Source organism: Streptomyces sp. NPDC020801, from assembly GCF_044334385.1.
GTDB lineage: Bacteria > Actinomycetota > Actinomycetes > Streptomycetales > Streptomycetaceae > Streptomyces.
Window position 1 is genome coordinate 579,584 of the sequence record NZ_JBIRST010000001.1, and the last position, 25,600, is coordinate 605,183.

Genomic DNA, 25,600 nt, shown 5'->3' on the forward strand with positions numbered 1-25,600 from the left:
GTACATGGACCAGGAAGCCCTGGCGATGGAAATGCGCGACCTGCGCGAGCAGGTGACCGGAATCACCGACACGGCACTGGCGGCTGCCGACGGACTGCTCATCGCCGCCGACACCGCCGACTCGATCGACCCGGAGTCGCTCGCCGCCCTCGCGGCGGCCGGCCTGGGGCTCGCCCGGCGCACCGCGCAGGCCACCGCGCGCGGCGCGCTGCGGCAGACGGTGACGTACGGCAGCCACGGCTGTGCCGCCTTCTACGCCGTCGGCGACACCGCCCTGATGGTCGTGCTCGGCGACGAGGGGATCGACGTCGACCGCCTGCACCGTGCGACGCAGCCCGCCCTGCGGCGCATCGACTCGATCCTGACCGAGAAGGCCTCCGAGGGAGTGTGAAGGGATGGCGACGAAGCGAATGACCCCCGGTTTCTCCGATCAGGTGATGGGCCTGGTCAAATCTCTGCGTACCGACGCCCCAGACTGTGTGGCCTCCGGCGTGGTCGACATGTCCACCGGCATGCTGTTGTCCTACGAGACCGTGGACAACCACCCGCCCGAGGTCCTGGACCTGCTGGCGGGCGCGACCCTCGACCTGTTCCAGGGCCGTACGGTGGTGATGATCGAGGACGTCTTCAAGGAGCGCCGCGGGATCACCGGTGACAACCACTTCTTCCAGGAGATCCTGGTCAACAGCGACAACCTGACCCACCTGTTCGTGCGGATGATGGAGCAGCAGGACGTCGTCGCCGTGGTCGTGTGCCGCAAGTCCGTCAACGTCGGCATGCTCTTCGCCCAGGTCCGGCGGGTGGTGAAGGAATACCGCCTCTGAGGCGCGCACGCGCGGGACAGGCCCCTCCCGTGCCGGGGAGGGTCCTGTCCCGCGCGTGGGTGTGCGCTACTCGGTGCGCAGCCCGTCCGGGCGCATCAGCCGCAGCAGCGGCGGCAGGCTCAGCAGCGTCACCGCCAGGACCACCGCGGCGCCGATGCCGGTCATCGTCAGCACGCTCGCCCAGTCCACGCCCACGGTGGTGTCCGTCATCTTCAGCAGCACCGCGCCCAGCGTCAGCCCCACGACCGAGGCGAGCAGCAGGCCCAGCGCGATCGGGATCGCCGTCTGCCACAGCACCGACAGGCTCAGCGTGCGCCGCCGGGTGCCGAAGGCGACCAGCGATGACAGCAGCTTCCTGCGCTCGCGCAGCTGCTCCAGCTGCGACACCAGCAGACTCGCGCCGATCAGCGCCAGCACGCAGGTCGCGCCGACGAACAGGCCGGTGCGGATGGAGGTGAACTTCTTCGACTGCTCGCTGGACGCCCACACCGAGGCGTCCGTCATCGCGTCGACCGCCGCCGCCGTGTTGCGCACGTACTCGTGCACGTCCGGCACCGACTCGTCCAGCGACAGGTAGACCGTGCCGGCGACCGCCGGGGCGGCCTTCGCGGGCACCGCGGCCGGCGTCATCAGGAAGCCGCCGCGCCTGACGCCGGTCGGGTCCTTCACCGAGCGGGCGGTCTTCAGGGTGGCCGGGACGGTCCACCTGACCTCCACGCCCTGGCTGGTGCCGTAGGTGGTGTTGAAGTAGAGCCTGCGGCCGGGCCTGGCCAGCTTCGCGGTGCCGGTGTCGCTGTCGGCACCGCTGACCGCGAAGACGTCCCCGTTGTGACAGGAGGACAGGGCCGCCACCTGGCGCAGGGCCGCGCAGTCGCCGATCGTCACCTGCTCGGCGGCGTTGGGCCCCTGGTTGCTGCTCCAGGTCCCGTCGCCGAGCTCGGCCTGGGACAGCGCGGTGACCTTCCGTACGCCCTTGGTGGCGGTGAACTCCTGCGCGGCCGGGGCGAGCGCCACCCCGCGCGGCACGGTGACCTCCATCTGGGCCCGGGAGAGGTCGTTGCGGGAGTACTTGGTGTAGTCGCCCTGGACCCCGGCGAACAGCATCTGCAGGGCGATCGCGCCGGCCACCGCCACCGCGATGCCGTTCACCATGCGGGCCGCCGTGCCGCTGCTCAACTGCAGCCGCCGTACTGCCAGTTGCCAGGCCACCCCGCCCGGGCCGAGCCGGGCGACGACCGTCTCCACGATCCACGGCAGCAGCGCGGTCACCCCGACGAGCAGCAGCATCACACCGCCGATGACCAGGTACTGGTTGAAGTTCCCGCCGGTACGGCCCTGGCCGATCATCGGGTAGAGCATCGCCAGGCCGGCCAGTGGCAGCAGCAGCCGCCACCACAGCCTGCGCCGCGCGGGCTTGGCCGCACGGACCACGCCCAGCGGCTCGATGACCACGCCGCGCAACGTGAACAGCGTGACCAGCACCGCCGCCGCGGGGACCGCGACCGCGACCAGCACGGCGAGCGCGGGCGAGGGGTTGAGGTAGCTGGGGAACACGCTGATGCCGAGGATCTCCACGGAGCCCGCGACCTCGCGGCCGATCAGGAAGAAGACCGTGCCGAAGACCAGCCCGAGCAGTGCGCCCGCGAGCGCCTCACCGGCCGCGATCCGGCGGGTCATCCGGCTGTCGGAGCCGACCAGCCGGAGCGCGGCGAGCCTGCGGTCGCGCCGTTCACCGCCGAAGCGCACGGCGGCGGCGATGAACACGGCGACCGGCATGAGCAGCACCACGAAGACCACCAGCACCAGCAGGATCAGCACCGGGTCGTTCTTCTCGGACGACGTCTGCCCACTGCCGAAGGAGCTGATCCGGGCGACCTGCCAGCCGTTGATGCGTGGCGCCAGGTTCTTGGCGCCCGCGTAGTAGGCGAGTTCGCGCGAGCCGACGAGCCCGCTCTCGCCGATCGTGCCGGCCACACGGTAGGGCAGCCGCTCGCGCAGCAGCTTTCCGGAGCCCGAGTCGAGCAGCTCCTTCAGCGCGGGGGAGACGACCATGTCGCCCGGCGCCGGGTACTTCGCCAGACCGGGCGCCAGCGGGGCCCGCGGCCCCTCGGGCTCCACCAGCCGGCCGCGGACGTCCTTGTCGCGGAACGTGGAGTCGATGTCCGCGATCACCAGGGTGTCGTCGGCCTTCGCCCGGGGCTTCTGGTCGTAGGTGTAGTCCAGGCGCGCCGCGTCCCGGTGGTGCCGTACCGCGAGCGCGTTCGGTATCGCGGTCGTCAGCAGCAGCAGCGCCACGCCCAGCCCGACGCCGACCGCCGTCAGCAGCACCCGGATCCAGCCCTCGCGCCCGCCGGTGAGCGCGAACTTGGCCCCCATGCCCAGATCTCTGGCCCACCGCCAAGGCCTCGGCTCCGCTCGAGCAGGGAGGTGCCCCCATCGCCCGTTCATACGATCCGCTCCATGTCCCGGGACTTGCCGTCCCGTACGACGATCTCGCGGTCGGAGTAGGCGGCCACCCGCGCCTCGTGCGTGACCAGCACGACGGCGGCGTTGGCGGACCGGGCGGCCTCCGTGAGCAGCTCCATCACGCGCTCGCCGTTGAGGGAGTCGAGCGCGCCGGTCGGCTCGTCGGCGAACAGCACACGCGGGCCGGTGACCAGCGCCCGCGCGACCGCGACCCGCTGCCCCTGACCGCCGGACACCTCGCCCGGCCGCTTCTTGCGCAGGTCGTCGACCTCGAGCCGCTCCATCCACCCCAGCGCGGCCCGCTCGGCCTCCTTGCGGGAGGTGCCGTTCAGCCGCAGCGGCAGGGCCACGTTCTCCACGCAGGTGAGTTCGGGCACCAGCTGGCCGAACTGGAAGACGAAGCCGAACTCCGAGCGCCTGAGGGCGCTGCGCTGGGCGTCCGTCATCGTCGACAGCTCGCGCCCGGCGTAGTTGATCGACCCCGAGTCGGGGGTGACGATGCCGGCGAGGCAGTGCAGCAGCGTGGACTTTCCGGAGCCGGAGGGGCCCATCACGGCGACGATCTCGCCGGGGTGGATGGAGAACTCGGCACCGTCCAGCGCGGTGGTCGGGCCGTAGGCCTTGCGCAGGTCCTCGGCGGCCAGCAGGGAGCCGGGGGGAGGAGTCATCGGGTCACCGCCTCACGGAGCTTGTCGAGGCGCGCGGCGGTGAGCTCCAGCCAGCGCAGGTCGGCCTCGAGATGGAAGAGTGCGTGGTCGCAGATCAGCTGGTCCGCGAGGTCGCCCCTGCGCTTGCGGTCGGTCAGGATCCGCATGCTGCGCAGGTGTTCGGCGCGCTGGGTGTCGAGGATGTCGCCGGCGTCGCGGTGGGTCAGCAGCGCGAGGACGACCTTGGTGTAGAGGGTCGACTGCAGATACGGCTCGGGCTTCTCCGGCGTGGCCAGCCACCGCTCCACGTCGGTGATGCCGGACTCCGTGATCGCGTACCGCTTCCGCTCCGGGCCGCCGCCCGTCTCGATCCCGTCGACCTCGACGAGCCCGTTCTTCAGCAGCCGCGACATCGTCGAGTAGACCTGGCCGTAGTGCAGCGGCCGGTCGTGACCGAACTTCTCGTCGAAGGCCCGCTTCAGGTCGTAGCCGTGGCGGGGCCCGGACTCCAGGAGCCCTAGGAGGGTGTGACCGATGGACATGTCAAGCACTCTACACATGGTGTATACGCCCTATGTATACGCCGAGTGTCTAGATCATGGCGGGGTGTACGGCCGTGCAGGTGGGCGGTGATTGTCACGGTTCTGTCACAGAGGTGGCGCCCCGGGGCCGGGCTAGTGCGGCCTGGGCGGATTCCCCGGCGGCCGGCCCCGGCGCGGCAGCGGACCGGCCTCGCCGGGCAGCCGGCCCGCCTCCGCGAGCGCGCGGCGCAGCAGGAACTCGATCTGGGCGTTGGCCGAGCGCAGCTCGTCCGACGCCCAGCGCGCGAGCGCGTCGTACACCGACGGGTCCAGCCGCAGCAGCACCTGCTTGCGCTGCTGCGGCCGGCGCCGGGGGGCTGCCTCCTCGGGGCCCTCTGCGGAAGCCGTCACTGGTAGAGCGTTCCGGTGTTGAGTACGGGCTGCGGCGCCCGGTCCCCGCACAGCACCACCATCAGATTCGACACCATCGCCGCCTTGCGCTCCTCGTCCAGCTCCACGATGTCCCGCTCGGCGATCCGGGCGAGCGCCGCCTCGACCATGCCCACCGCGCCGTCCACTATCTCCCGCCGGGCCGCGACGACCGCGCCGGCCTGCTGCCGCTGGAGCATCGCGGAGGCGATCTCGGGAGCGTACGCGAGGTGAGTGAACCGCGACTCGATGATCCGCACCCCGGCCGCCTCCACACGCGCGTGCAGCTCGGCGGCGAGCTTCTCGGTGATCTCCTCGGCGTTGCCGCGCAGCGACAGCCCGTCCTCCTCGTGGGCGTCGTAGGGGTACTCGATGGCGATGTGCCGCACGGCCGCCTCGGTCTGGGTGGCGACGAACTCCAGGTAGTTGTCCACCTCGAAGGACGCCTGCGCGGTGTCCTGCACCTTCCACACCACGACCGCGGCCAGCTCGATCGGGTTGCCGTAGGCGTCGTTGACCTTCAGGACCGCGGTCTCGTGGTTGCGCACCCGGGTGGAGATCTTCTCGCGGGAGGTGAACGGGTTCACCCAGCGCAGCCCGTCCTCGCGGATCGTGCCCCGGTAGCGGCCGAAGAGCTGGACGACCCGGGCCTCGCCCGGCGCCACCATGTTCAGCCCGCCCATCGCGAACAGTGCGGCGATGCCAACCAGCAGGCCGGCGGCGATCAGTGCGGCCTTGGCGCCGGCGACGGCGACCGTCGCGCCGCCCGCGACCAGCGCCACCGCCACCAGCAGCCCGAGCAGGCCGAGCAGCAGTGCGACGCCGCCCTTGATGCTGTGCGCCGGGAACTCCCGCACCCGCGGCGCGGGCATCTCGGGTATGTCGACGGCGGGCTCGGCAGTGGGTGCGGCGTCCTGTGCGGTCGAGTCGTGCGTGGACATGGGGGTCCCCCGTTTCCGCTGCGCGTCTGCCACGCGCAGCCAATAGCTTCTGTCTAGCTAAGTGATAGCACTTTATCGCGTCCTGGCAACCCTGGGCCCTTCTTGTACGTCGGTTCATTGGGGCGGGTGCCGATTGTCACGTCCGCAAAGTGCGGATCGAGGGCCCTTTGTCACAGAGAGCGGTGTTAGCTTTCTGAGCTGACCCGAGCCACGGACCTGAGTGACAGCCGAGACGGAAGCGGAGCGGACGGACGCATGGGACGAGCGGAAGAGAGACGAGCGCGACAGCGCGGTGGCCGCCGCGCGGCGCCCAGGCGCTCGTCCGGGACGCCGGCTGTCGGCGTGGCGGGTGGCGCGCCGGATGGTGGGCCGGGCGGCCGGGCGGCTGCCCGGCGGGCGGCCAGACCGGCCAAGGCCCGCAAGAGCGGTATACGCCGCCTGTTCACCTGGAAGAAGATCCTCGGCACGTTCTTCGGCGTGTGCCTGCTCGGCATAGGCGCGTTCATCGTGCTGTACCTGATGGTGGACATCCCCAAGGGCAACGCGGTCGCACAGCGCGAGAGCAACGTCTACAAGTACAGCGACGGCTCCGTCCTGGCCCGCGACGGCAAGGTCAACCGCGAGAGCGTGTCCCTGGACAAGGTGCCCAAGGACGTCCAGCACTGCTTCGTCGCGGCCGAGAACAAGACCTTCTACCACGACTCCGGCGTCGACCTGAGGGGCACGGCCCGCGGTCTGCTCAACACCCTGACCGGCAAGGGCACCCAGGGCGGCTCGACCATCACCCAGCAGTACGTCAAGAACTACTACCTCGACCAGAACCAGACCGTCACGCGCAAGCTGAAGGAACTGGTCATCTCGTTGAAGGTGGACCAGAAGTACACCAAGGACCAGATCCTCGCGGGCTACATCAACACCAGCTACTACGGCCGCGGCGCCTACGGCATCCAGGCCGCCGCGCAGGCCTACTACCGGGTCGACGCGCAGAAGCTCACGGTCGCGCAGGGCGCGTACCTGGCCGCCCTGCTCCAGGCGCCGAGCCAGTACGACTGGGCGGTGGCGACCCCGACCGGCAAGAAGCTGGTCCAGGCCCGCTGGAACTACGTACTGGACAACATGGTCAAGCAGAACTGGCTCGACGCCGCCACGCGCCAGGCCACGAAGTTCCCCGTCCCCAGGGACCCCAGGGGCACCCCCGGCCTGGAGGGCCAGAAGGGCTACCTGATCGACCTCGCCAACAAGCAGCTCGAGCAGAAGCTGATGAAGGACGAGGGCATCCCGCAGTCCCAGGCGGAGGCCGAGGTCGTGGGCCGGGGCTGGACCATCACCCTGAACGTCGACAAGAAGAAGCAGGCCGCCCTGGAGAAGGCGGTCAAGGCACAGCTGACCAGCAAGCTGGACCCGAAGAAGCGCAAGGTGGACGGCGACGTCCAGGCCGGCGCGGTCTCCGTCGACCCGAAGAACGGGAAGATCGTCGCCCTCTACGGCGGCCAGGACTACTTCAAGCACTACACCAGCAACGCCACCCGGCGGGACTTCCAGCCGGCCTCCACCTTCAAGCCGGTCATCCTCGCCGCCGCCCTGGAGGAGGGCGCCAAGACGCAGGACGGCCTGCCGATCAACGCCAACACGGTCTACGACGGCACCAGCGGCCGCCAGGTCCTGGACAACGGCACCAAGGTCGGCTTCGGCCCGCCCAACGAGGACGACCAGAGCTACGGGAACATCACCGTGCAGAAGGCGATGAACCTGTCCGTCAACTCCGTCTTCGCGCAGATGGGCGTCGACGTCGGTATGGAAAAGGTGATGAGCACCGCCGGCAAGCTCGGCATGGACACCGAGGGCATGCAGGCCGTGCCCGCCCAGACCCTGGGCTCCATGGGCGCCAGCCCGCTGGAGATGGCCGGGATCTACGCCACCCTCGACAACCACGGCAAGAAGGTCACCCCGAGCATCGTGGCCAAGGCCGAGCAGACGAACCGCTCGGTCGCCATGCCGGACGCCGTCGGCGACGAGGTGATCAGCCACCAGGCCGCCGACACCGTCACCTCGGTGCTGACCGGCGTGGTCGACGACGGCACCGCGAAGACCTCGGTCGCCGACAACCCGGTCCGCAACGGCCAGGAGGTCGCCGGCAAGACCGGTACGTCCGACGAGGACAGGTCCGCCTGGTTCACCGGCTACACCCCCGACCTGGTCACCTCGGTCGGCCTCTTCGGTGAGCAGGCCAAGCCGCCGTACCGGCACGTGAGCCTGACGGGTGCCACGGGTCTCATCCCGGGCCCGGGGCGCATCAACGGCGGCGGTTACCCGGCCCAGATCTGGGCGGCGTACACCTTCGGCGTGACCGACAGGGCCGAGTTCGAACTGGACACCACGCAGGGCGCGGCGGTCCAGCCCCCGCAGACGCCCTCGTTGTCGCCCTCGCCGTCCCACTCGCCCTCGCAGTCGCCGTCCAGCCACGCGCCGTCGCCCTCCAAGTCGCCGTCGCAGTCGCCGTCCAAGTCGCCCAGCCAGTCCCCGTCCAAGTCGCCCAGCCAGTCGCCCTCGCAGTCGCCGAGCCAGACACCGTCGGGCGGCCCGGTCACCGACAACCCACTCAACCCGAACGACCAGCAACAGCTGAACGGCAGACAGCCGGCCCAGTAGCCGCGCACGGCGCGCTGCATACGGCGCGCTGCATACGGCGCGCTGCATACGGCGCGCTGCATACGGCGCGCTGCATACGGCGCGCTGCATACGGCGAAGGGGCGCCCGGTCCGACCGGGCGCCCCTTCGCCATGTCCCGTCCGCCTCGGCCTCAGCCCCGGTTCAGCTCGAACCAGACCACCTTGCCGGTGCTCAGCCGGGTCGCGCCCCACCGCCGGGCCAGCCGATTGACCAGGTACAGCCCGCGGCCGCCCTCGTCCGTGGCGCGCGCCTGCCTGAGGCGCGGCAGCTGGGGCACGTCGTCGCCGACCTCGCACCGCAGCACGTCGGTGCGCAGCAGGCGGAGGGTGACCGGGCGGGAGGCGTAGCGCACGGCGTTGGTGACGACCTCGCTCACCAGGAGCTCCACGGAGTCGGTCAGCTCCTCCAGACCCCAGCGGGCCAGCGCCCGGCGGGCCAGCCGGCGGGCCCGGCCGGGAGCGGAGTCCTCCGGCTCCAGGAACCAGTACGCCACGTCGCTCGGCGCGATCCCGTCGAAGCGGGCGGCGAGCAGCGCGATGTCGTCGTCCCGGTCGCCCGGGCCGAGCATGTCGAGCACCTCGTCGCACAGGGCTTCCAGCGGCGGCGGATGGTCGGGTCCGGTGAGCTGGGCGGTCGCCGACAGCTTCTCGCGCAGCTGCTCTATTCCGGTCCACACGTCCCGCAGGCGCGACTCCACCAGACCGTCGGTGTACAGCAGCAGGGTCGCGCCGGCCGGCGCGTCCAGTTCCACGGCCTCGAAGTCGACGCCGCCCACGCCGATCGGGGCGCCCGGCGGCACCCGCAGCACCTCGGCCTCGCCGCCCAGGTGCAGCAGGACGGGCGGCGGATGGCCTGCGTTGGCGATGGTGATGCGGTGCGCGACGGGGTCGTAGACGGCGTACAGGCAGGTCGCCATGCGGTCGGTGCCCAGGCGCTGCGCCTGCTCGTCGAGGTGGTGCAGCACCTCCTGCGGGGGCAGGTCGAGTCCGGCCAGCGTCTGCGCGGTCGTACGCAACTGGCCCATGATCGCGGCGGAGGTCATGGAGTGCCCCATGACGTCGCCGACGACGAGGGCGACCCGGCTGCCGGGCAACGGAATCGCGTCGTACCAGTCGCCGCCGACGCGCGCGGTCTCGGCTGCGGGCAGATAGCGGGACGCCAGGCGGACGCCCGTCGGGCGGGGCAGCGTCTCCGGCAGCATGGTGCGCTGCAACTCGTCGGCGATGTAAGCCTCGCGCCCGTACAGCACCGCCTTGTCGATGCCGAGCGCGCTGTGCGTGGCGAGCTGGGCGGCGACCAGCAGGTCGTCGGGCTCGAACGCCAGGCGCTCGGGGCGGCGCAGGAAGAGCGCGGCGCCGATCACGCGGCGCCGGCCGCGCAGCGGGGCGAGGATGGTGCGCTGCCCGTCGGGTACGGCCAACTCCGAGTCCTCGCCCAGCAGTTCCTCCAGGGCTGCGCGGGCGGGCGGGGTGTCCGTGAACACCGGCCTCACCCCGCGCAGCACCTCACCGAGCGCGCTGCCGGGCCGTACCTCGCACAGCTCGTTGGTGACCACCGACAGCTCGGCCGGCTGCTCCGGGACCGCCGGGGGCACGTACACGCCCTCGGTGTCGCGCTCCGTCGGTATCCGGTCGGTACGGCGCAGCCGCAGCACGAGCGGGCCGACCGGCCGCTCGTCGCCCACCGGCAGCGGTTCGCGCAGATAGACGAGGATGGCGTCGGAGAAGGTGGGCACGGTGGCCCGGCACAGCCCCATCACGATCTCGTCGAGGTCCATCCCGCGCGCGATGCGCCGCGTGGCCGCCCCCACGAACCGCAGCCGGTCCCCGTCCCGCCGCATGGGCAGCGGCCGCCCGGGCGGCAGCCCCTGCCCGGTACGGCGCTCCTGGCCGGTGGGCGGCAGACCTTTGCCGGTCCGGTGCTCGCGGTTGTCGGGCTGGCGGTTGTCGGGCCGGCGGTTGTCGGGTTCGCGGCTGTCGGACTGCGGGCCCCGCCCCGCGCGCCGCTCCCGGCCGTCGGGCGGCGGCTCCTGTCCGGCCCGGCGCTTCTGCCCGCCGGGCCCGCTCCCCGCCCGGGGCGCCTCGGCACCCGCGCGGGCGGCCTCGGCGCCGTCCGGGAGCCCATCGCCGGCGCTCCCGCCGTCGGGGATCCGGCCGGCGGCGGCCCGGTCTCCGGTGGCCCGTCCTCCGGCCGTCGTGCCCTCGTCGGCCCGTGCCTGGGCGTTGCCCGCCCCGGAGGTCGTGGTGTCGGGGGTCGCGGCCCCGGAGGTCCGGGCGGCGGAGGTTCTGGCGCCGGAGGTTCTGGCCGCCGCGTCCGGCTGGGCCGGGATGCCGTCCGGCACGGGGCGCGGGCGGTGCGGGTCCGGCTCGGGCTCGGCGGACGCGGGCTGGGAGTGCTCGGACGCCGAGCCGACGGGAGCACCGGAGCCGCGCGGAGCCGGCGAGGCGGCCGCGTGGCCGCCGGCCGACGGACCGGAGCCGCGGCCTCCGGGAACGGGTGCGCCGGAGCCCCGGGCCGCGCCGGCCGGCGCCGCTTGGGTACTCCCGGCCTCGTGGCCCTCGGAGCCCACCGGAGCGGCCGGTACGTCGTTCCCCGCCGTCCCCGCCGTCCCCGCCGTCCCCGCCTTCCTCGGCTTCTCCGTCTTCTCGGCCTTTCGGGTCTTCTGACTCTTCTGACTCTTCTGGGTCTTCTGGGCCTTGTCGGTCCCGCGGCCGCCCGCGGGCCGCGACGACGCGGGCGGGCAAGGCGGTACGTCGCCCTGGCGCGACTGCAGCGGTAACGCCGGGGCGCCCGTGGCCTGCGGCGGCTCGGGGGTACGCAAGAGGGCCCCACGGGCGTCCGCGGGGTCGGGGCCCGCCTGGGGGCGTTCGAAGGAGGTCGGCTGCTCCGTCACGCGTGTCGAATCCATCCGTCCGGGGCTGCGCGCCGTGCGCACAGTACGTCCCGCCGAAGACCCGATACCCGGAATACATGTCCCAGGAACGGATTTACGGCGTGGTCAGAGGCTGTTCCTGTGCCACCGGCGGACCGTCTGCGGCCCGCACGGGTATTGCCCTGGTACCCCTCGCTCACGTCCTGCCGCCCCTCGGTGACGTCGGGTCAGACTCCGCAGACCGTCACGGAGTTGCATCTGTGCGCCCTTGCGGAGGACGATCCTACGTTTATTGCCCGGGGGCGCATCAAGGGTCTCATGAGGACACGTGCGCGGGCGTACGGTCCCAGTCCTCCGGCAGTGACGGTACCGTCCAGGCGGGGTCCGGGCGCCAGTGCTGCCAGCCCTCGGAGAACGGCGGCCGCCAGGCGCGGATCGCCTCCACCGCGTCCCGGCCGGCCTCTTCGACCCGCCTGGCCAGCCCGGCGTCCACCAGGCCGTCCCGCTGGGCCTGCGCGAACTCGTCCTCGTCCCGCCAGTGCCAACTGCGGTCCGGGTGCACGGAGATGTCCAGAAAGTGATCCTCGGAGTCGACCCCGCCCGCCCAACGCGCCAGCGGTTGTTCAAGATTGACGTACCAGTTCTTGAACCGCCAGCCCGGCTCCCAGAACAGCCACACCGACCACGGCTCACCGGGCCGGGCCAGTTTCAGCACTCCCGTGCCGAACCAGCGGTCGCGCTGCACCGTACGCGGCTTGGTGTAGCGCGAGGCCAGCGGTTCCAGGTGCACGGGCGTGCCGTCGGCGAGGACGGGCTTCACGCACTCGGTCCCGGGTGCCATCCAGACGGCCAGCAGCTCCGGGTCGTCCCGCACGACGGTGACCGGCCGCGCGATGTGGAAGCGCGCGCCGCCGTTCTCCCGGTAGCGCCACAGGATCTGGCTTCCGGGGGTCCAGTGGGTTGCCGCACCGCCCGGCGTCACGCGTCTCACCGCTCCGTCGTCTGCCATGCACAGATATTAGGTGCCCCGGGCATACGACGCTGCGGCGAGCGTCACGGTTCACGCCCGGGGCGGACCGGTCACGGGCGCGTCATCCGCAGGACGTCCAGCGCCTCGTCGAGCTGCTCGGCGGTCAGGTCGCCGCGCTCGACGTACCCGCTCTCGAGCACGACCTGACGGATGGTCTTCTGCTCGGCGAGCGCCTTCTTGGCCACCTTGGCGGCCGCCTCGTAGCCGATGTACTTGTTCAGCGGCGTGACCACGGACGGCGAGGACTCGGCGTACTCGCGTGCCCGCTCCCGGTGGGCGACGATCCCGTCGACGGTCCGGTCGGCGAGCAGCCGGCAGACGTTCGCGAGCAGCCGGACCGACTCCAGGACGTTCTTGGCGATGACCGGCAGCATGACGTTGAGCTCGAAGTTCCCGGAGGCGCCGGCGGTCGCGACGGTGGCGTCGTTGCCGACGACCTGGGCGCACACCATGAGCACGGCCTCGGGGATGACGGGGTTGACCTTCCCCGGCATGATGGACGACCCCGGCTGGAGGTCGGGCAGGGCGATCTCGGCGAGCCCGGTCCGGGGCCCCGAGGACATCCACCGCAGATCGTTGGCGATCTTCGTCAGCCCCACGGCGATGGTCCGCAGCTGCCCACTGGTCTCGACGATCCCGTCCCTGGCGCCCTGCGCCTCGAAGTGGTCGCGGGCCTCGGTGAGCGGCAGCCCGGTGACGCGGGCGACCTCCTCGATCACGGCCGCGGAGAACCCGGGCGGGGTGTTGATGCCGGTGCCGACCGCCGTCCCGCCCAGTGGCAGCTCGGCCAGCCGGGGCAGCGAGGCGCGCAGCCGCTCCACGCCGTAGCGCACCTGCGCGGCGTACCCGCCGAACTCCTGGCCCAGGGTGACGGGCGTGGCGTCCATGAGATGCGTCCGCCCCGACTTCACGACGTCGGCGAACTCCTCGGCCTTGCGGGCGAGGGCGTCGGCGAGATGGTCCAGGGCGGGGATCAGGTCCCGGGTGACGGCGGCGGTGGCGGCGATGTGGATGGAGGAGGGGAAGACGTCGTTGGACGACTGGGAGGCGTTGACGTGGTCGTTGGGGTGCACGTCCCGGCCGAGCCGCTCGCTCGCCAGGGTGGCGACGACCTCGTTGGTGTTCATGTTGGACGAGGTCCCGGACCCGGTCTGGAACACGTCCACGGGGAAGTGCTCGTCCCACTGCCCCCCGGCGACCTCCGCCGCCGCCTCCTGGATCGCCCGGGCGACGTCCTTGTCGAGCACGCCGAGCTCCGCGTTGACCTTGGCGGCGGCGCCCTTGATCCGCGCGAGCGCCTCGATGTGCGCCCGCTCGATCCGCTGCCCGGAGACGGGGAAGTTCTCCACGGCCCGCTGCGTCTGGGCGCGCCACTTGGCGTGGACGGGGACCTGGACTTCGCCCATGGAGTCGTGCTCGATGCGGAATTCGTCGCTCATACCGGGTACAGCGCGGGAGCGGGCGCGGATGTTCCGGGGTTGCGCCGAACGGGGGTGCTACCGGCCACGGTTGGCGGCGCCCAGGGGTGCCCGGGTGCCCAGCGATGCCCGGGAGTGCCCAGCGAGGCCAGGGCGTGCCAGGGAGGCCCGGGCGTGCCAGGGAGGCCAGGGAGTGCCCGGTGGGCGGGAGCGGCGGGGTGAGAACCTGGCCCCGCCGCATCCGGAGGGCTACTACGCCTTCCCCGGCCCCCGCACCGGGATCGACGTGAACGTCGGCTGCGGGGCCGGCCGGGAAGCCGCTGTCAGCAGCTCCACCTGGGCTTGTGCGCTGTCGTAGATCGAGAATGTCTCCAGTGGCCACATCCTCTCTTCGAGCGCACCCGAACCTTCCGGATCTACTGCTCCAACGTGGTGCCTGGCCTGCTCCAGACCCCCGCGTACGCAACCGCGCTGCTGACTGAGATCACCGACTTCCGGCAGACGCCCAATGACGTCACGGAGACTGTGGCCGCCCGCATGGATCGGGCACGGGTTCTCCGCGAAGGGGATCATCGGTTCGCCATCCTCGCCGAGGAAGCCGTCTTGCGGTAGCGACACAGCAGCCTCCCGGGCTACGCGGATTGCACGGACTTCTACGCACGGATCCTCCCGATGCTGCCGTGCTGGCGCCAAGGGTGCGCTTCAAGCCACGGGAGCGGGGGCTCATAGCGCCACCCACGGGACAGCAGCAGACCCCCCGGCGGCGCCGAGGGGTCTGGGAGGCTCTTAGGGGTGGCTCAGGACAGGCCGGGGCCCCGCACCGGGATGCTGGTGAACGTCGGCTGCTCAGGCTCCCGCGAAGTGAAGAAGTCGTTGCCCTTGTCGTCGACGACGATGAACGCCGGGAAGTCCTCGACCTCGATCTTCCAGACGGCCTCCATGCCGAGCTCCTCGTACTCCAGGACCTCGACCTTCTTGATGCAGTCCTGCGCGAGACGGGCCGCCGGACCGCCGATGGACCCCAGGTAGAAGCCGCCGTGCGCGTCGCACGCGTCCGTGACCTGCTTGCTGCGGTTGCCCTTGGCCAGCATCACCTTGGAGCCGCCCGCCGCCTGGAACTGCTCCACGTAGGAGTCCATGCGGCCGGCCGTGGTCGGGCCGAAGGAACCGGAGGCGTAGCCCTCGGGAGTCTTGGCCGGGCCGGCGTAGTAGACCGGGTGGTCCTTGAGGTACTGCGGCATCTCCTCGCCCGCGTCCAGCCTCTCCTTGATCTTCGCGTGGGCGATGTCGCGGGCCACGACCAGCGGACCCGTGAGGGACAGCCGGGTCTTCACCGGGTACTTGGTCAGCTCGGCGAGGATCGACTCCATCGGCTGGTTGAGGTCGATCCTGACGACGTCGCCCTCCGACTCCAGATGCTCGTCCGTGGTCTCCGGCAGGAAGCGCGCCGGGTCCGTCTCCAGCTGCTCCAGGAAGACGCCCTCGGCGGTGATCTTGGCGACCGCCTGGCGGTCGGCCGAGCAGGAGACGGCGATCGCGACCGGGCAGGACGCGCCGTGCCGCGGCAGGCGCACCACGCGCACGTCGTGGCAGAAGTACTTGCCGCCGAACTGCGCGCCGATGCCGATCTTCTGCGTCAGCTCGAAGACCTTCTCCTCCAGCTCCTTGTCCCGGAAGCCGTGGCCGAGCGGCGAGCCCTCGGCCGGCAGGTTGTCCAGGTAGTGCGCGGAGGCGTACTTCGCCGTCTTCAGGGCGTACTCGGCGCTGGTGCCGCCGACCACGATCGCCAGGTGGTAGGGCGGGCAGGCGGCCGTGCCCAGCGAACGGATCTTCTCCTCCAGGAACTTCATCATGGAGGCCTCGTTCAGGACGGCCTTGGTCTCCTGGTAGAGGAAGGACTTGTTGGCCGAGCCGCCGCCCTTGGCCATGAACAGGAACTTGTACGCGCCGCCGTCGGTGGCGTACAGCTCGATCTGGGCCGGGAGGTTGGAGCCGGTGTTCCTCTCCTCCCACATGGTGAGCGGAGCCATCTGCGAGTAGCGCAGGTTCAGCCTGGTGTAGGCGTCGTAGACGCCGCGCGAGAGGGCCTTCTCGTCCTCGCCCTCCGTGAGCACGTTCTGGCCGCGCTTGCCCATGACGATCGCGGTGCCGGTGTCCTGGCACATCGGCAGCACGCCCGCCGCCGCGATGTTCGCGTTCTTCAGCAGGTCCAGCGCGACGAACTTGTCGTTCGCGCTCGCCTCCGGGTCGTCGATGATGCGGCGCAGCTGGGCGAGGTGGGCCGGGCGCAGGTAGTGCTGGATGTCGTGGACGGCCTCCTCGGCCAGCTTGCGCAGCGCCTCCGGCTCGACCTTGAGGAACGTACGCCCGTCGGGCCCCTCGACGGTGGAGACGCCCTCCGACGTCACCAGCCGGTACGGGGTGGTGTCCTCACCCTGGGGCAGCAGATCGGTGTACGCGAACTCAGGCATCTCAGCCCATTCCTCACTCGGCAGACGGCACCCGCCGACGCTGGCGGGCGCTCACCAGCGTAGAACCTGCCGCCGGCAGCGAGTCTGTGAGGTCCGGCTCAGTCGACGTCCCCGCGGCTCGTGCCTCCGGCCTCGCGGCCTTCCGGCCCCGGGCTGCCGGGCTCGCGACCCGCGGGTCGTCCACAACCCTAGTCGCGATCTATCGCGTTTCGGTACGCTGCTGTCGTGGACCTTCAGAAGCAGACCGAACCGCGTCCGGCCGCCGCCCGCGTCGCCGAGCTGCGCGCCTCGGACGCCGACCGTGACCGGATCGCCGACATCCTGCGCGACGCCCTGGCCGAGGGGCGGCTGACCGCCGACGAGCACGCCGAGCGCGTCGAGGGGGTGCTGAGCGCCAAGACGGTCGGCGAGCTCGAGGTCTTCATCCAGGACCTGCCCGCCGGCCAGCGGGGCCGTACGGCTCCGGCGCCCGCGTACGGTCCCGCCCCGAACCACCCGCCGGCCGGCGCGATACCGCCCGAGGCCGACGAGAACGTGGTGGCTGTGTTCAGCGCGGCCATGCGCAGGGGCCGCTGGCGTGCCGGGCGCAGGCTGCACGCGTACGCGATCTTCGGCACCGTCGAGATCGACCTCAGTGAGGCGCTCTTCGAGTACCAGCAGGTCGTCATCAAGGCCGTCTCGGTCTTCGGCGACGTCCAGATCCGTGTCCCGGAGAACGTCTCGCTGCGCGGCACCGGCGGCGGTGTCCTCGGCAACTTCGAGGTGCACCCACTGGATTCGGCCGAACCCGACGCGCCCGTCGTCTACGTCGACGGCTGGGCGGTGCTGGGCAACGTCGAGGCGCGACCCAAGCGCGGCAAGCTCGTCGCGGACATACTCGATCGCGTTCAGCGCAAGGTCGACAAGGGTTTGCGCAAGCACTTGTGACATTGACGGTTGTGAACCGGACCGCTTCCGGAGCGAAGCGGTCCGCCCCGGCTCCGTCCGGCTGCCGTGCACTTCAGGCCCCCGGCCGCTCTCCGGATCCAGCGGTCGGGAACTCAGTGCATAGGCGCGCGCACAGCGGGTAGGCCTTGCTGCATCGTCTCTCGCTCGCGAAGCCGTCGTCAGGAGAAGACCGTGCTGCAACCGCCGCATTCGTCCCTGCAGGTCGCTGCCGTCCCGGCTCAGCGGGTGCCTGTGCGGGACAGGGACCAAGACGCCCCCTGGCACACCGAGGCTGTGTGCCGGCGCGACGAGGCCGGCCTGTTCTTCGCACCCTCGAAAGAGCCCACCGCCGCCCGGCTGTCCCGTGAGGAGGCGGCCAAGCGGGTCTGTGCGCGCTGCCCGGTGATGGTCGAGTGCCGCGAGCACGCGCTGCTGCAGCCCGAGCCGTACGGCGTGTGGGGCGGTCTGACCGCCGCGGAGCGCCGCGTCGTCCTGGCCCGGCGCCGCCGCCGCGACCTGGAGCTGAAGAAGACGGCACGCGCGACGGGCCCGATCGCGGCAGCCGGCTAGGGCAGGCCCCGGACACCGGGACACCCGGACCCCGGACACCCGGACCCCGGACACCCGGACCCCGGACACCCGGACCCCGGACACCCGGACCCCGGACACCCGTCGTCATACGCGACCGGACACCCGTCGTCATACGCGAATGGGGCGCCCCCTCCGCACCGGGAGCGCCCCATCGCCGTGACCGGCCCGCGGGCCGGGTTACTTGGCGCGGTCGAAGTCGATCGCGCTGTACGCACGCAGCTTGCTCAGCCGGTGCTCCGAGTCGATCCGGCGGACCGTGCCGGACTTCGACCGCATGACGATCGAGTCGGTCGTGGCGGTCTCCGAGCGGTAGCGCACGCCGCGCAGCAGCTCGCCGTCGGTGATGCCGGTTGCGACGAAGAAGACGTTCTCGCCGGAGACCAGGTCGTCCGTGGTCAGCACACGGTCGAGGTCGTGCCCGGCGTCGATCGCCCGCTGCCGCTCCTCGTCGTCCTTGGGCCACAGCTTGCCCTGGATGGTGCCGCCCAGGCACTTCACGGCGCAGGCCGAGATGATGCCCTCGGGCGTGCCGCCGATGCCGAGCAGGAGGTCGATGCCGGTGCCGTCGCGCAGCGCCAGGATCGAGCCGGCGACGTCGCCGTCGGAGATCAGCTTGATGCGGGCGCCCGTCTCGCGGATCTCCTTGATGATGCCCTCGTGCCGTGGCCGGTCCAGGATGACGACGGTGACGTCCTCGGGGGTGGACCGCTTGGCCTTGGCGACGCGCTTGATGTTCACGGACACCGGCGCGTTGATGTCGACGAAGTCGGCCGCCTCAGGCCCGGTGACCAGCTTGTCCATGTAGAAGACGGCAGACGGGTCGAACATGGCGCCCCGCTCGGTGGCGGCGAGCACGGCGATCGCGTTCGGCATGCCCTTGGCGGTGAGCGTGGTGCCGTCGATCGGGTCGACGGCGATGTCGACCTCGGCCCCGGTCCCGTCGCCGACGCGCTCCCCGTTGAAGAGCATCGGGGCCTCGTCCTTCTCGCCCTCGCCGATGACGACGACGCCGTTCATCGACACGGTGGAGACGAGGGTGCGCATGGCGCGTACCGCGGCGCCGTCGGCGCCGTTCTTGTCACCGCGCCCCACCCAACGGCCCGCGGCCATCGCCGCGGCCTCCGTGACCCGGACGAGTTCCAGGGCGAGGTTGCGGTCGGGGGCTTCGGAGGGGACATCGAGCTCGGACGGCAAGTGATGATGCTCGGTCATCGGAGCGCACCTTTCTGATACGACGACGGCCGGATGAGGGTTCTGGCCCCGACTCTATCGCCGAGCAGACAAAATGAGCAGGGGACCCCACGGATGAGCGGTTCGGACACCTGCGACGATAGGGGGCGTGGCAGGTTCGAACGGCAAGCAGAAGACAGTGCGGAGCATGATCCTCTCCCTGGGCGTGACCGCGCTCGCGGCGACGGTCGTCTACCTCTTCATCCCGCACAACGATCAAGCTCCCGACATCAAGCGGGTCGACTACCGCGTCGAGCTGCTCACCGCCCGGCGCGCGGCCTCCTACCCGGTGGCCGCGCCCGAGGGCCTGCCCCAGAGCTGGAAGGCCACCTCGGTCCGCTACCAGAGTGACCAGTACGACCGCTGGCACCTGGGTTTCCAGGATCCCGAGGGGCAGTACGTGGCGATCGAGCAGTCCACTCAGCAGCGCAGGGACTTCGTCGACGAGGCCAGCCAGGGTGCCCACGCCACCCGGGTCACCCAGAAGATCGGCGGACGGACCTGGACCCGGTACACCGGCGGCCGCTACGACGCCCTGGTGCTGGAGGGCGCCAAGGGCTCCACCACGGTGGTGACGGGCACGGCATCCTTCGACCGGCTGACGGCGATGGTGCAGGCGCTGAAGACGTCCTGAGCCCAGCCGCGAGTCCGCGTCCTCAGCCCGGGTCACGAGGCCCGGGTCACGAGGCCCGGGTCACGAGTCCGGGCCGTGAGTCCGGGCCGTGAACCCGCATGCTGAGCCGGGCTGCGAGTCCGCGCCCCGGGTCCGAGCCGCGAGCCTGGGACCCGGGTCCGGCCCGCGAGGCCGAGCCCGGACGGGCCCTACTCGGAGGACTCCGCCTCCGCCCCGCCCTCTTCCGCTTCCCTGGACTCCTCGGCCAGGGCCGCGTCCAGCCGGGCGCGCGCGCCCTCCAGCCAGCGGCGGCACACCTTGGCCAGTTCCTCGCCCCGCTCCCACAGCGCGAGGGACTCCTCCAGGCTGGTACCGCCCGCCTCCAGGCGCCGGACCACCTCGATCAGCTCGTCCCGCGCCTGCTCGTAGCCGAGCGCCTCTTCCGCCGGTGCTGCCTTGCTTGTCATCCGCCCACCCTATGTGTCGACACGAACCGTGAACTCGCCCTCGGCGACCCGCGCGCGCAGTGCCTCGTCCGCGGTCACCTCCGCCGGATCGCGGACCACGTGCCCGTCGGCCTTCTGCAGCACGGCGTAGCCGCGCCGGAGGGTCGCGGCGGGGGAGAGGGCCACCACGCGTGCGTGCGTGTGCGCCAGCTCCGAGTCGGCGCGGTCCAGCAGGTGGCGCAGCGTGCGCCGGCCGCGGTCCAGCATCGAGGCGACGTGGTCCGCCCGCTCGCCGATCATGCGGTGCGGGTCCTCCAGGCAGGGCCGGGCGAGCGCGTGGGCGAGCCCACGCTCCTCCCGCTCGAGATGTGCCCGTACGCACCGGCGCGCCCGGTCGCGCAACTGCCGTACCCGCTCGTACTCCTCACCGACGTCCGGGACGACCTTCTTGGCGGCGTCGGTCGGGGTGGAGGCGCGCAGATCGGCGACGTAGTCGAGCAGCGGGGTGTCCGGCTCGTGCCCGATCGCGGAGACGACGGGTGTACGGCAGGAGGCGACCGCGCGGACCAGCTGCTCGTCGGAGAACGGCAGCAGGTCCTCCACGCTGCCGCCGCCGCGCGCCACGACGATCACGTCCACGTCGTCCATCTCGTCGAGCTCCTTGACGGCCTGGACGACCTGCGGGACGGCGTGCACGCCCTGCACGGCGACGTTGCGCACCTCGAAGCGGACGGCGGGCCAGCGGTGCCTGGCGTTCTCCAGCACGTCCCGCTCGGCGGCCGAGGCCCGCCCGCAGACCAGGCCGATCAGCTGGGGCAGGAAGGGCAGCGGCTTCTTCCGCTCGGTCGCGAAGAGCCCCTCGGCGGCGAGGGACTTCTTCAGCTGTTCGAGCCGGGCCAGCAGCTCGCCGACGCCCACCGGCCTCATCTCGGCGGCCCGCAGCGACAGCTGCCCGCGCGGGGCGTACCACTCCGGCTTCGCGTGCACGACGACGCGGGCACCCTCGCTGACCACGTCGGCGATCGCGTCGAAGACCTGGCGGTAGCAGGTCACGCTGACGGAGATGTCGTACGACGGATCGCGCAGCGTCAGGAACACCACGCCCGCGCCGGGCCGCCGCGACAACTGGGTGATCTGCCCCTCGACCCACACGGCGCCGAGCCGCTCGATCCACCCGCCGATCAGCCGCGAGACCTCACCGACGGGCAGGGGAGCCTCTGGGGACGTGGAGACAGCCATGCCCGCGAGCGTAGCCGCCGCCACCGACAACACGGCGCCGTCGCAGCCACCAGGGGCCGCAGGACCGCGGTGGAACAGGCCACCCCCCCGGCCGCTCCCCCCGCCACCCTGGTCGCCCCGCCAACCCCTGCCCCACCGCCGCCCGGCCACGTGGGCCGTCAGTCCCCGCCCGGGCGCGATCTTCGAGCGGCCGAACGCGGCCTTACGATGGGGGGCATGACTGCTTCGCCTGGCCGCCGTGTCCTGCTCGCCGCCCCCCGGGGCTACTGCGCGGGCGTGGACCGCGCCGTGATCGCCGTCGAGAAGGCCCTGGAGCAGTACGGGGCCCCGATCTATGTCCGGCACGAGATCGTCCACAACAAGTACGTCGTACAGACCCTGGAGAAGAAGGGCGCCGTCTTCGTCGAGCGGACGGAGGAGGTGCCTCCGGGCAACATCGTGATGTTCTCGGCGCACGGTGTGGCGCCCGTCGTCCACGAGGAGGCCGAGCGCGGCCGCCTCGCCACCATCGACGCGACCTGCCCCCTGGTCACCAAGGTCCACAAGGAGGCCGTCCGCTTCGCCAAGGAGGACTACGACATCCTCCTGATCGGGCACGAGGGCCACGAGGAGGTCATCGGCACCACCGGCGAGGCCCCCGAGCACATCCAGCTCGTCGACGGTCCCGAGGACGTCGCGGACGTCGAGGTCCGCGACGCGTCCAAGGTCGTGTGGCTGTCGCAGACCACGCTCTCGGTCGACGAGACCATGGAGACGGTCGACGCGCTCAAGGAGAAGTTCCCGCAGCTGATCTCCCCGCCCAGCGACGACATCTGCTACGCCACCCAGAACCGCCAGCTCGCGGTCAAGCAGATGGGTGCCCAGGCGGACCTGGTCGTCGTGGTCGGCTCCCGCAACTCCTCCAACTCCAAGCGGCTGGTGGAGGTCGCCAAGCTGGCCGGCGCCGCGCAGGCCTACCTCGTGGACTTCGCCGACGAGATCGACGAGGCCTGGCTGGAGGGCGTCTCCACGGTCGGCGTGACCTCGGGCGCGTCGGTGCCGGAGGTGCTGGTCGAGCAGGTGCTGGATTGGCTGGCCCAGCGCGGTTTCCAGGACGTGGAGATCGTCAAGGCGGCCGAGGAGTCCATCACCTTCTCGCTGCCCAAGGAGCTCCGCCGGGACCTGCGCGACGAGGCGGCGACGCTGGTCGCCGAGCGCGGCGGCTCGGGTACTCCTCAGGCGTGACGCGGTTGGCGCAAGCGTGATGCGGTTGGCGCAAGCCCGACGCGGGTGGCGCAAGCCCGACGCGGGTGGCGCAGACGTGACCGCCGGCGGCCGGGCCGGACGGGGCACCGGTGTCCGTGACGTGACTGTCAGTCGCACGTCGTAACGTGGAGCCATGCAGATCTTCGGCGTGGACATCGGCGGATCGGGGATCAAGGGCGCCCCCGTGGACCTGGACAAGGGCGACCTGACCCAGGAGCGCTGCAAGGTGCTCACCCCGCAGCCGGCGGCGCCCGACGGGGTGGCCGACGGCGTCAAGCAGGTCGTCGACCACTTCGGCTGGACGGGACCGGTCGGTCTGACGTTCCCGGGCGTGGTCACCGGCGGCGCCACGATCCGTACGGCGGCCAACGTCGACAAGAGCTGGATCGACACCGACGCGCGCGCACTGTTCGGCGAGCGGCTGGGCGGCCTTCCGGTGACGGTGGTCAACGACGCCGACGCGGCGGGCGTCGCCGAGATGCACTTCGGCGCCGGCCGGGACCGCAGGGGCACGGTGATCCTGCTGACCTTCGGCACCGGCATCGGCAGCGCGGTGTTCGTCGACGGCGTCCTCGTGCCCAACACCGAGCTGGGCCATCTGGAGCTGGGCGGCCACGAGGCGGAGAAGCGGGCCTCCAGCAAGGCCAAGGAGGACGACGAGCTGACCTGGGAGCACTGGGCCCGCCGGGTGCAGAAGTACCTCGCCCACGTCGAGATGCTCTTCACCCCCGAGCTGTTCATCGTCGGCGGCGGGGTCAGCCGCAAGGCGCAGAAGTTCCTGCCGCTCATCGAGGGCCTCAGAGCGGAGATCGTCCCCGCCCAGCTGCAGAACAACGCGGGCATCGTGGGGGCGGCGATGCGCGCGGCGGAGGTGGCGTAGCCGGCCGTGGGCGCGGGAGCGACCGGGGGAGGCTGGAGCGGCCGGGGACGGGGGCAAGCCGGGGACGGGGCAAGCGGGCAGGGGCCCGCACCGCACGTGCGCCTCACGCCGGACATGACGTGGGGCTCACGCCGGACATGACGTGGGGCTCACGCCGGACATGACGTGCGCCTCACTTGCGCCTCACGCCGAACGCGACGTGGGGCTCACGCCGTACGGCGGCTGCGCGGCGCCCGGCGGCGGATCAGCGCGGCACGTCGCACCAGCGCCGTCACCCCCGCGACCAGCGTCCCCCCGTACAGCCACACCGCCTGGGTGGCGAGCGCGGTCACCAGTCCCATCAGCCCGCCGAGCACACCGTCGCCCCCGTCGGCCACCGGCAGCAGCCCCACGGTGAACCCCAGCGGCGCCACGACGGGCGCGATCAGCAGATCGCCCTTGCGCACCCACACCGCCGTCAGCAGGCACACCGGCACGAAGAGCACGCCGTACACGGTCAGCGACCCGCTGAGCAGCAGCAGGTCCAGACACCCCAGCGCGAACATCACCGCCCCGCAGAACAGGCCGCTCCCGAGTCCGGTCAGCCGTGGATTGGGCAGCTGCCGCAGTCGCCGCAGGGCGGGTACGGCCGTCGGCGGGGCCGCGGACGGGTGCCGTACCGCCGCCGGGCGCCGAACCGCGGGCCGGCCGGCCCGCCGGTCGCTCCCGGGCCGGCCCCGGGCCGCCTGGGAAGGCACCGGCGGCCCGCCGCGTCCGCCGCGTCGCGGTCCGTACTGCTGAGGTCGCGTCCTGTGTTCCTCCACTGGACCAACCTAGGTCTGTTTATGTGCCGAATAGGCCGTCTGACACGCCGGGCGGCGCGGCTTGGCCAAGCGTTCGAACCGTCGCCGGGGCCGGGTGCGACACGCCGTAGACTGGTGGATCGGCCGCCTGGCCCTCAAATCTCCTCACGTACGGGAAGTCGCAACGTGTCGCTCACGATCGGAATCGTCGGTCTGCCGAACGTCGGCAAGTCGACCCTGTTCAACGCCCTGACCAAGAACGACGTGCTCGCGGCCAACTACCCGTTCGCCACCATCGAGCCGAACATCGGTGTCGTGGGCGTCCCGGACGGTCGCCTCGCCCAGCTCGCCTCGATCTTCAAGTCGGAGCGGATCCTCCCGGCCACCGTCGACTTCGTCGACATCGCCGGCATCGTGCGCGGCGCCAGCGAGGGTGAGGGCCTGGGCAACAAGTTCCTGGCGAACATCCGCGAGTCGGACGCCATCTGCCAGGTCATCCGCGCCTTCAAGGACGAGAACGTCGTGCACGTCGACGGCAAGGTCTCGCCCAAGGAGGACATCGAGACGATCAACACCGAGCTGATCCTCGCCGACCTCCAGACGATCGAGAAGGTCCTTCCCCGTCTCCAGAAGGAGTCGCGGATCAAGAAGGACGTGGCGCCGAAGGTCAAGGCCGTCGAGGAGGCCAAGGAGATCCTTGAGAAGGGCGACACGCTCTTCGCGCACGGCATCGTCCAGGGCACCGAGCGCAACGAGCTGCTGCACGACCTGCACCTGCTCACCTCCAAGCCCTTCCTCTACGTCTTCAACGTCGACGAGGACGAGCTGGTCGACGAGGACTTCAAGAACGAGCAGCGCGCCCTGGTCGCCCCCGCCGAGGCGATCTTCCTCAACGCCAAGCTGGAGGCCGACCTCGCCGAGCTCGACGAGGAGGAGGCCCTGGAGCTGCTCCAGTCCGTCGGCCAGGACGAGCCGGGCCTGGCCACCCTCGCCCGCGTCGGCTTCAACACCCTCGGCCTGCAGACCTACCTGACGGCCGGCCCCAAGGAGTCCCGCGCCTGGACCATCAAGAAGGGCGCCACCGCCCCCGAGGCCGCCGGTGTGATCCACACCGACTTCCAGAAGGGCTTCATCAAGGCCGAGGTCATCTCCTTCGACGACCTCCTCGCGACCGGCTCGGTCGCCGAGGCCCGCGCCAAGGGCAAGGCCCGTATGGAGGGCAAGGACTACGTGATGCAGGACGGGGACGTGGTGGAGTTCCGCTTCAACGTGTGAACGTTTCATCCCTTGGCCTTTGTGCGTGAAACCGCAGGTCAGGAGATTCTCGTGCCCTATAGGCGGTGAGTCTTGTGGTGTTC

Annotated in this window: 23 protein-coding genes and 1 pseudogene; 11 read left to right on the top strand and 13 right to left on the bottom strand. The window is 71.4% G+C overall.

Annotation, left to right across the window (positions count from 1 at the left end):
• The first annotated feature begins 4 nt into the window (after positions 1 to 4).
• Together ACH4UM_RS02780 and ACH4UM_RS02785 are read left to right on the top strand one after the other, a co-directional pair.
• Entirely contained in the window at positions 5 to 391 is a 387-nt protein-coding gene (locus ACH4UM_RS02780) for a roadblock/LC7 domain-containing protein (RefSeq protein ID WP_398172774.1), read from the top strand.
• Between the two features lie 4 nt (positions 392 to 395).
• A complete protein-coding gene (locus ACH4UM_RS02785) occupies positions 396 to 824 on the top strand; it encodes a hypothetical protein (protein WP_398172776.1) in 429 nt (142 codons plus the stop codon).
• 66 nt (positions 825 to 890) lie between these two features.
• Here the strand turns inward: ACH4UM_RS02785 and ACH4UM_RS02790 are convergent, their stop codons facing one another.
• From ACH4UM_RS02790 to ACH4UM_RS02810, 5 genes are all read right to left on the bottom strand, one after another.
• Positions 891 to 3,200 carry an ABC transporter permease gene (locus ACH4UM_RS02790; protein ID WP_398172778.1) on the bottom strand — a complete coding sequence of 770 codons (2,310 nt, stop codon included), beginning with the start codon at positions 3,198 to 3,200 and terminating at the stop codon, positions 891 to 893.
• A 68-nt stretch (positions 3,201 to 3,268) separates the two neighbouring features.
• Positions 3,269 to 3,958: an ABC transporter ATP-binding protein gene (locus ACH4UM_RS02795; RefSeq protein WP_398172780.1), complete on the bottom strand. Its 690-nt coding sequence runs from the start codon at positions 3,956 to 3,958 to the stop codon at positions 3,269 to 3,271.
• On the bottom strand, positions 3,955 to 4,479 hold the full coding sequence (locus ACH4UM_RS02800) for a PadR family transcriptional regulator (protein WP_398172782.1): 525 nt from the start codon (positions 4,477 to 4,479) through the stop codon (positions 3,955 to 3,957). Before ACH4UM_RS02800 ends, ACH4UM_RS02795 begins: the two co-directional genes overlap by 4 nt.
• Positions 4,480 to 4,611: 132 nt before the next feature.
• The gene (locus ACH4UM_RS02805) at positions 4,612 to 4,869 is read right to left on the bottom strand and encodes a hypothetical protein (protein WP_398172784.1); all 258 of its coding nucleotides are present in this window, start codon (positions 4,867 to 4,869) and stop codon (positions 4,612 to 4,614) included.
• Positions 4,866 to 5,828 (bottom strand): SPFH domain-containing protein, encoded by a 963-nt coding sequence (locus tag ACH4UM_RS02810; RefSeq protein ID WP_398172786.1) that lies wholly within the window; start codon positions 5,826 to 5,828, stop codon positions 4,866 to 4,868. The genes ACH4UM_RS02805 and ACH4UM_RS02810 overlap by 4 nt, the downstream gene beginning before the upstream one ends.
• Before the next feature lie 255 nt (positions 5,829 to 6,083).
• Between ACH4UM_RS02810 and ACH4UM_RS02815 the strand changes: the two genes are divergently transcribed.
• Positions 6,084 to 8,477: a transglycosylase domain-containing protein gene (locus tag ACH4UM_RS02815; protein WP_398172788.1), complete on the top strand. Its 2,394-nt coding sequence runs from the start codon at positions 6,084 to 6,086 to the stop codon at positions 8,475 to 8,477.
• Between the two features lie 151 nt (positions 8,478 to 8,628).
• Here ACH4UM_RS02815 and ACH4UM_RS02820 read toward each other — a convergent pair whose 3' ends face one another.
• The 3 genes from ACH4UM_RS02820 to ACH4UM_RS02830 form a co-directional block, all read right to left on the bottom strand.
• Entirely contained in the window at positions 8,629 to 11,391 is a 2,763-nt protein-coding gene (locus ACH4UM_RS02820; protein ID WP_398172790.1) for a SpoIIE family protein phosphatase, read from the bottom strand.
• A 295-nt stretch (positions 11,392 to 11,686) separates the two neighbouring features.
• Entirely contained in the window at positions 11,687 to 12,379 is a 693-nt protein-coding gene (locus tag ACH4UM_RS02825; RefSeq protein ID WP_398172792.1) for a DUF402 domain-containing protein, read from the bottom strand.
• Between the two features lie 71 nt (positions 12,380 to 12,450).
• Entirely contained in the window at positions 12,451 to 13,839 is a 1,389-nt protein-coding gene (locus tag ACH4UM_RS02830) for a class II fumarate hydratase (protein ID WP_398172794.1), read from the bottom strand.
• A gap of 172 nt (positions 13,840 to 14,011) precedes the next feature.
• Between ACH4UM_RS02830 and ACH4UM_RS02835 the strand changes: the two genes are divergently transcribed.
• A complete protein-coding gene (locus ACH4UM_RS02835) occupies positions 14,012 to 14,176 on the top strand; it encodes a hypothetical protein (RefSeq protein ID WP_398172796.1) in 165 nt (54 codons plus the stop codon).
• Positions 14,177 to 14,202: 26 nt separating this feature from the next.
• Positions 14,203 to 14,427: pseudogene (locus ACH4UM_RS02840) on the top strand (Scr1 family TA system antitoxin-like transcriptional regulator); the annotation flags it as partial.
• Positions 14,428 to 14,615: 188 nt separating this feature from the next.
• Here the strand turns inward: ACH4UM_RS02840 and ACH4UM_RS02845 are convergent.
• Positions 14,616 to 16,289, bottom strand: coding sequence for a fumarate hydratase (locus tag ACH4UM_RS02845; protein ID WP_398172798.1), 1,674 nt, complete (start codon positions 16,287 to 16,289; stop codon positions 14,616 to 14,618).
• A gap of 225 nt (positions 16,290 to 16,514) precedes the next feature.
• Here ACH4UM_RS02845 and ACH4UM_RS02850 point away from each other — a divergent pair, with 225 nt between their 5' ends.
• Both ACH4UM_RS02850 and ACH4UM_RS02855 read left to right on the top strand, forming a co-directional pair.
• Positions 16,515 to 17,216: a DUF1707 domain-containing protein gene (locus ACH4UM_RS02850; protein ID WP_398172800.1), complete on the top strand. Its 702-nt coding sequence runs from the start codon at positions 16,515 to 16,517 to the stop codon at positions 17,214 to 17,216.
• A gap of 192 nt (positions 17,217 to 17,408) precedes the next feature.
• Positions 17,409 to 17,786, top strand: a complete 378-nt coding sequence (locus tag ACH4UM_RS02855) for a WhiB family transcriptional regulator (protein WP_398172802.1) — start codon at positions 17,409 to 17,411, stop codon at positions 17,784 to 17,786.
• A 198-nt stretch (positions 17,787 to 17,984) separates the two neighbouring features.
• Here ACH4UM_RS02855 and glpX read toward each other — a convergent pair whose 3' ends face one another.
• Positions 17,985 to 19,019, bottom strand: a complete 1,035-nt coding sequence (glpX, locus tag ACH4UM_RS02860) for a class II fructose-bisphosphatase (RefSeq protein WP_398172804.1) — start codon at positions 19,017 to 19,019, stop codon at positions 17,985 to 17,987.
• 127 nt (positions 19,020 to 19,146) lie between these two features.
• Between glpX and ACH4UM_RS02865 the strand changes: the two genes are divergently transcribed.
• Positions 19,147 to 19,671: a DUF4245 domain-containing protein gene (locus tag ACH4UM_RS02865; RefSeq protein WP_398172806.1), complete on the top strand. Its 525-nt coding sequence runs from the start codon at positions 19,147 to 19,149 to the stop codon at positions 19,669 to 19,671.
• A gap of 188 nt (positions 19,672 to 19,859) precedes the next feature.
• Here the strand turns inward: ACH4UM_RS02865 and ACH4UM_RS02870 are convergent, their stop codons facing one another.
• Both ACH4UM_RS02870 and xseA read right to left on the bottom strand, forming a co-directional pair.
• Positions 19,860 to 20,117: an exodeoxyribonuclease VII small subunit gene (locus ACH4UM_RS02870; RefSeq protein WP_398172808.1), complete on the bottom strand. Its 258-nt coding sequence runs from the start codon at positions 20,115 to 20,117 to the stop codon at positions 19,860 to 19,862.
• A gap of 9 nt (positions 20,118 to 20,126) precedes the next feature.
• Complete coding sequence (gene xseA, locus ACH4UM_RS02875) at positions 20,127 to 21,335, bottom strand: exodeoxyribonuclease VII large subunit (RefSeq protein ID WP_398172810.1); 1,209 nt, start codon at positions 21,333 to 21,335, stop codon at positions 20,127 to 20,129.
• Positions 21,336 to 21,542: 207 nt separating this feature from the next.
• On the opposite strand from xseA, the gene ACH4UM_RS02880 reads away from it, so the two are divergent.
• The gene (locus ACH4UM_RS02880) at positions 21,543 to 22,559 is read left to right on the top strand and encodes a 4-hydroxy-3-methylbut-2-enyl diphosphate reductase (protein ID WP_398172812.1); all 1,017 of its coding nucleotides are present in this window, start codon (positions 21,543 to 21,545) and stop codon (positions 22,557 to 22,559) included.
• A gap of 154 nt (positions 22,560 to 22,713) precedes the next feature.
• Complete coding sequence (gene ppgK, locus ACH4UM_RS02885; RefSeq protein WP_398172814.1) at positions 22,714 to 23,460, top strand: polyphosphate--glucose phosphotransferase; 747 nt, start codon at positions 22,714 to 22,716, stop codon at positions 23,458 to 23,460.
• A gap of 206 nt (positions 23,461 to 23,666) precedes the next feature.
• Here ppgK and ACH4UM_RS02890 read toward each other — a convergent pair whose 3' ends face one another.
• Entirely contained in the window at positions 23,667 to 24,263 is a 597-nt protein-coding gene (locus tag ACH4UM_RS02890; RefSeq protein ID WP_398172816.1) for a DUF6542 domain-containing protein, read from the bottom strand.
• A gap of 165 nt (positions 24,264 to 24,428) precedes the next feature.
• Here ACH4UM_RS02890 and ychF point away from each other — a divergent pair, with 165 nt between their 5' ends.
• Positions 24,429 to 25,517, top strand: a complete 1,089-nt coding sequence (ychF, locus tag ACH4UM_RS02895) for a redox-regulated ATPase YchF (RefSeq protein WP_398172818.1) — start codon at positions 24,429 to 24,431, stop codon at positions 25,515 to 25,517.
• Positions 25,518 to 25,600 lie beyond the last annotated feature (83 nt).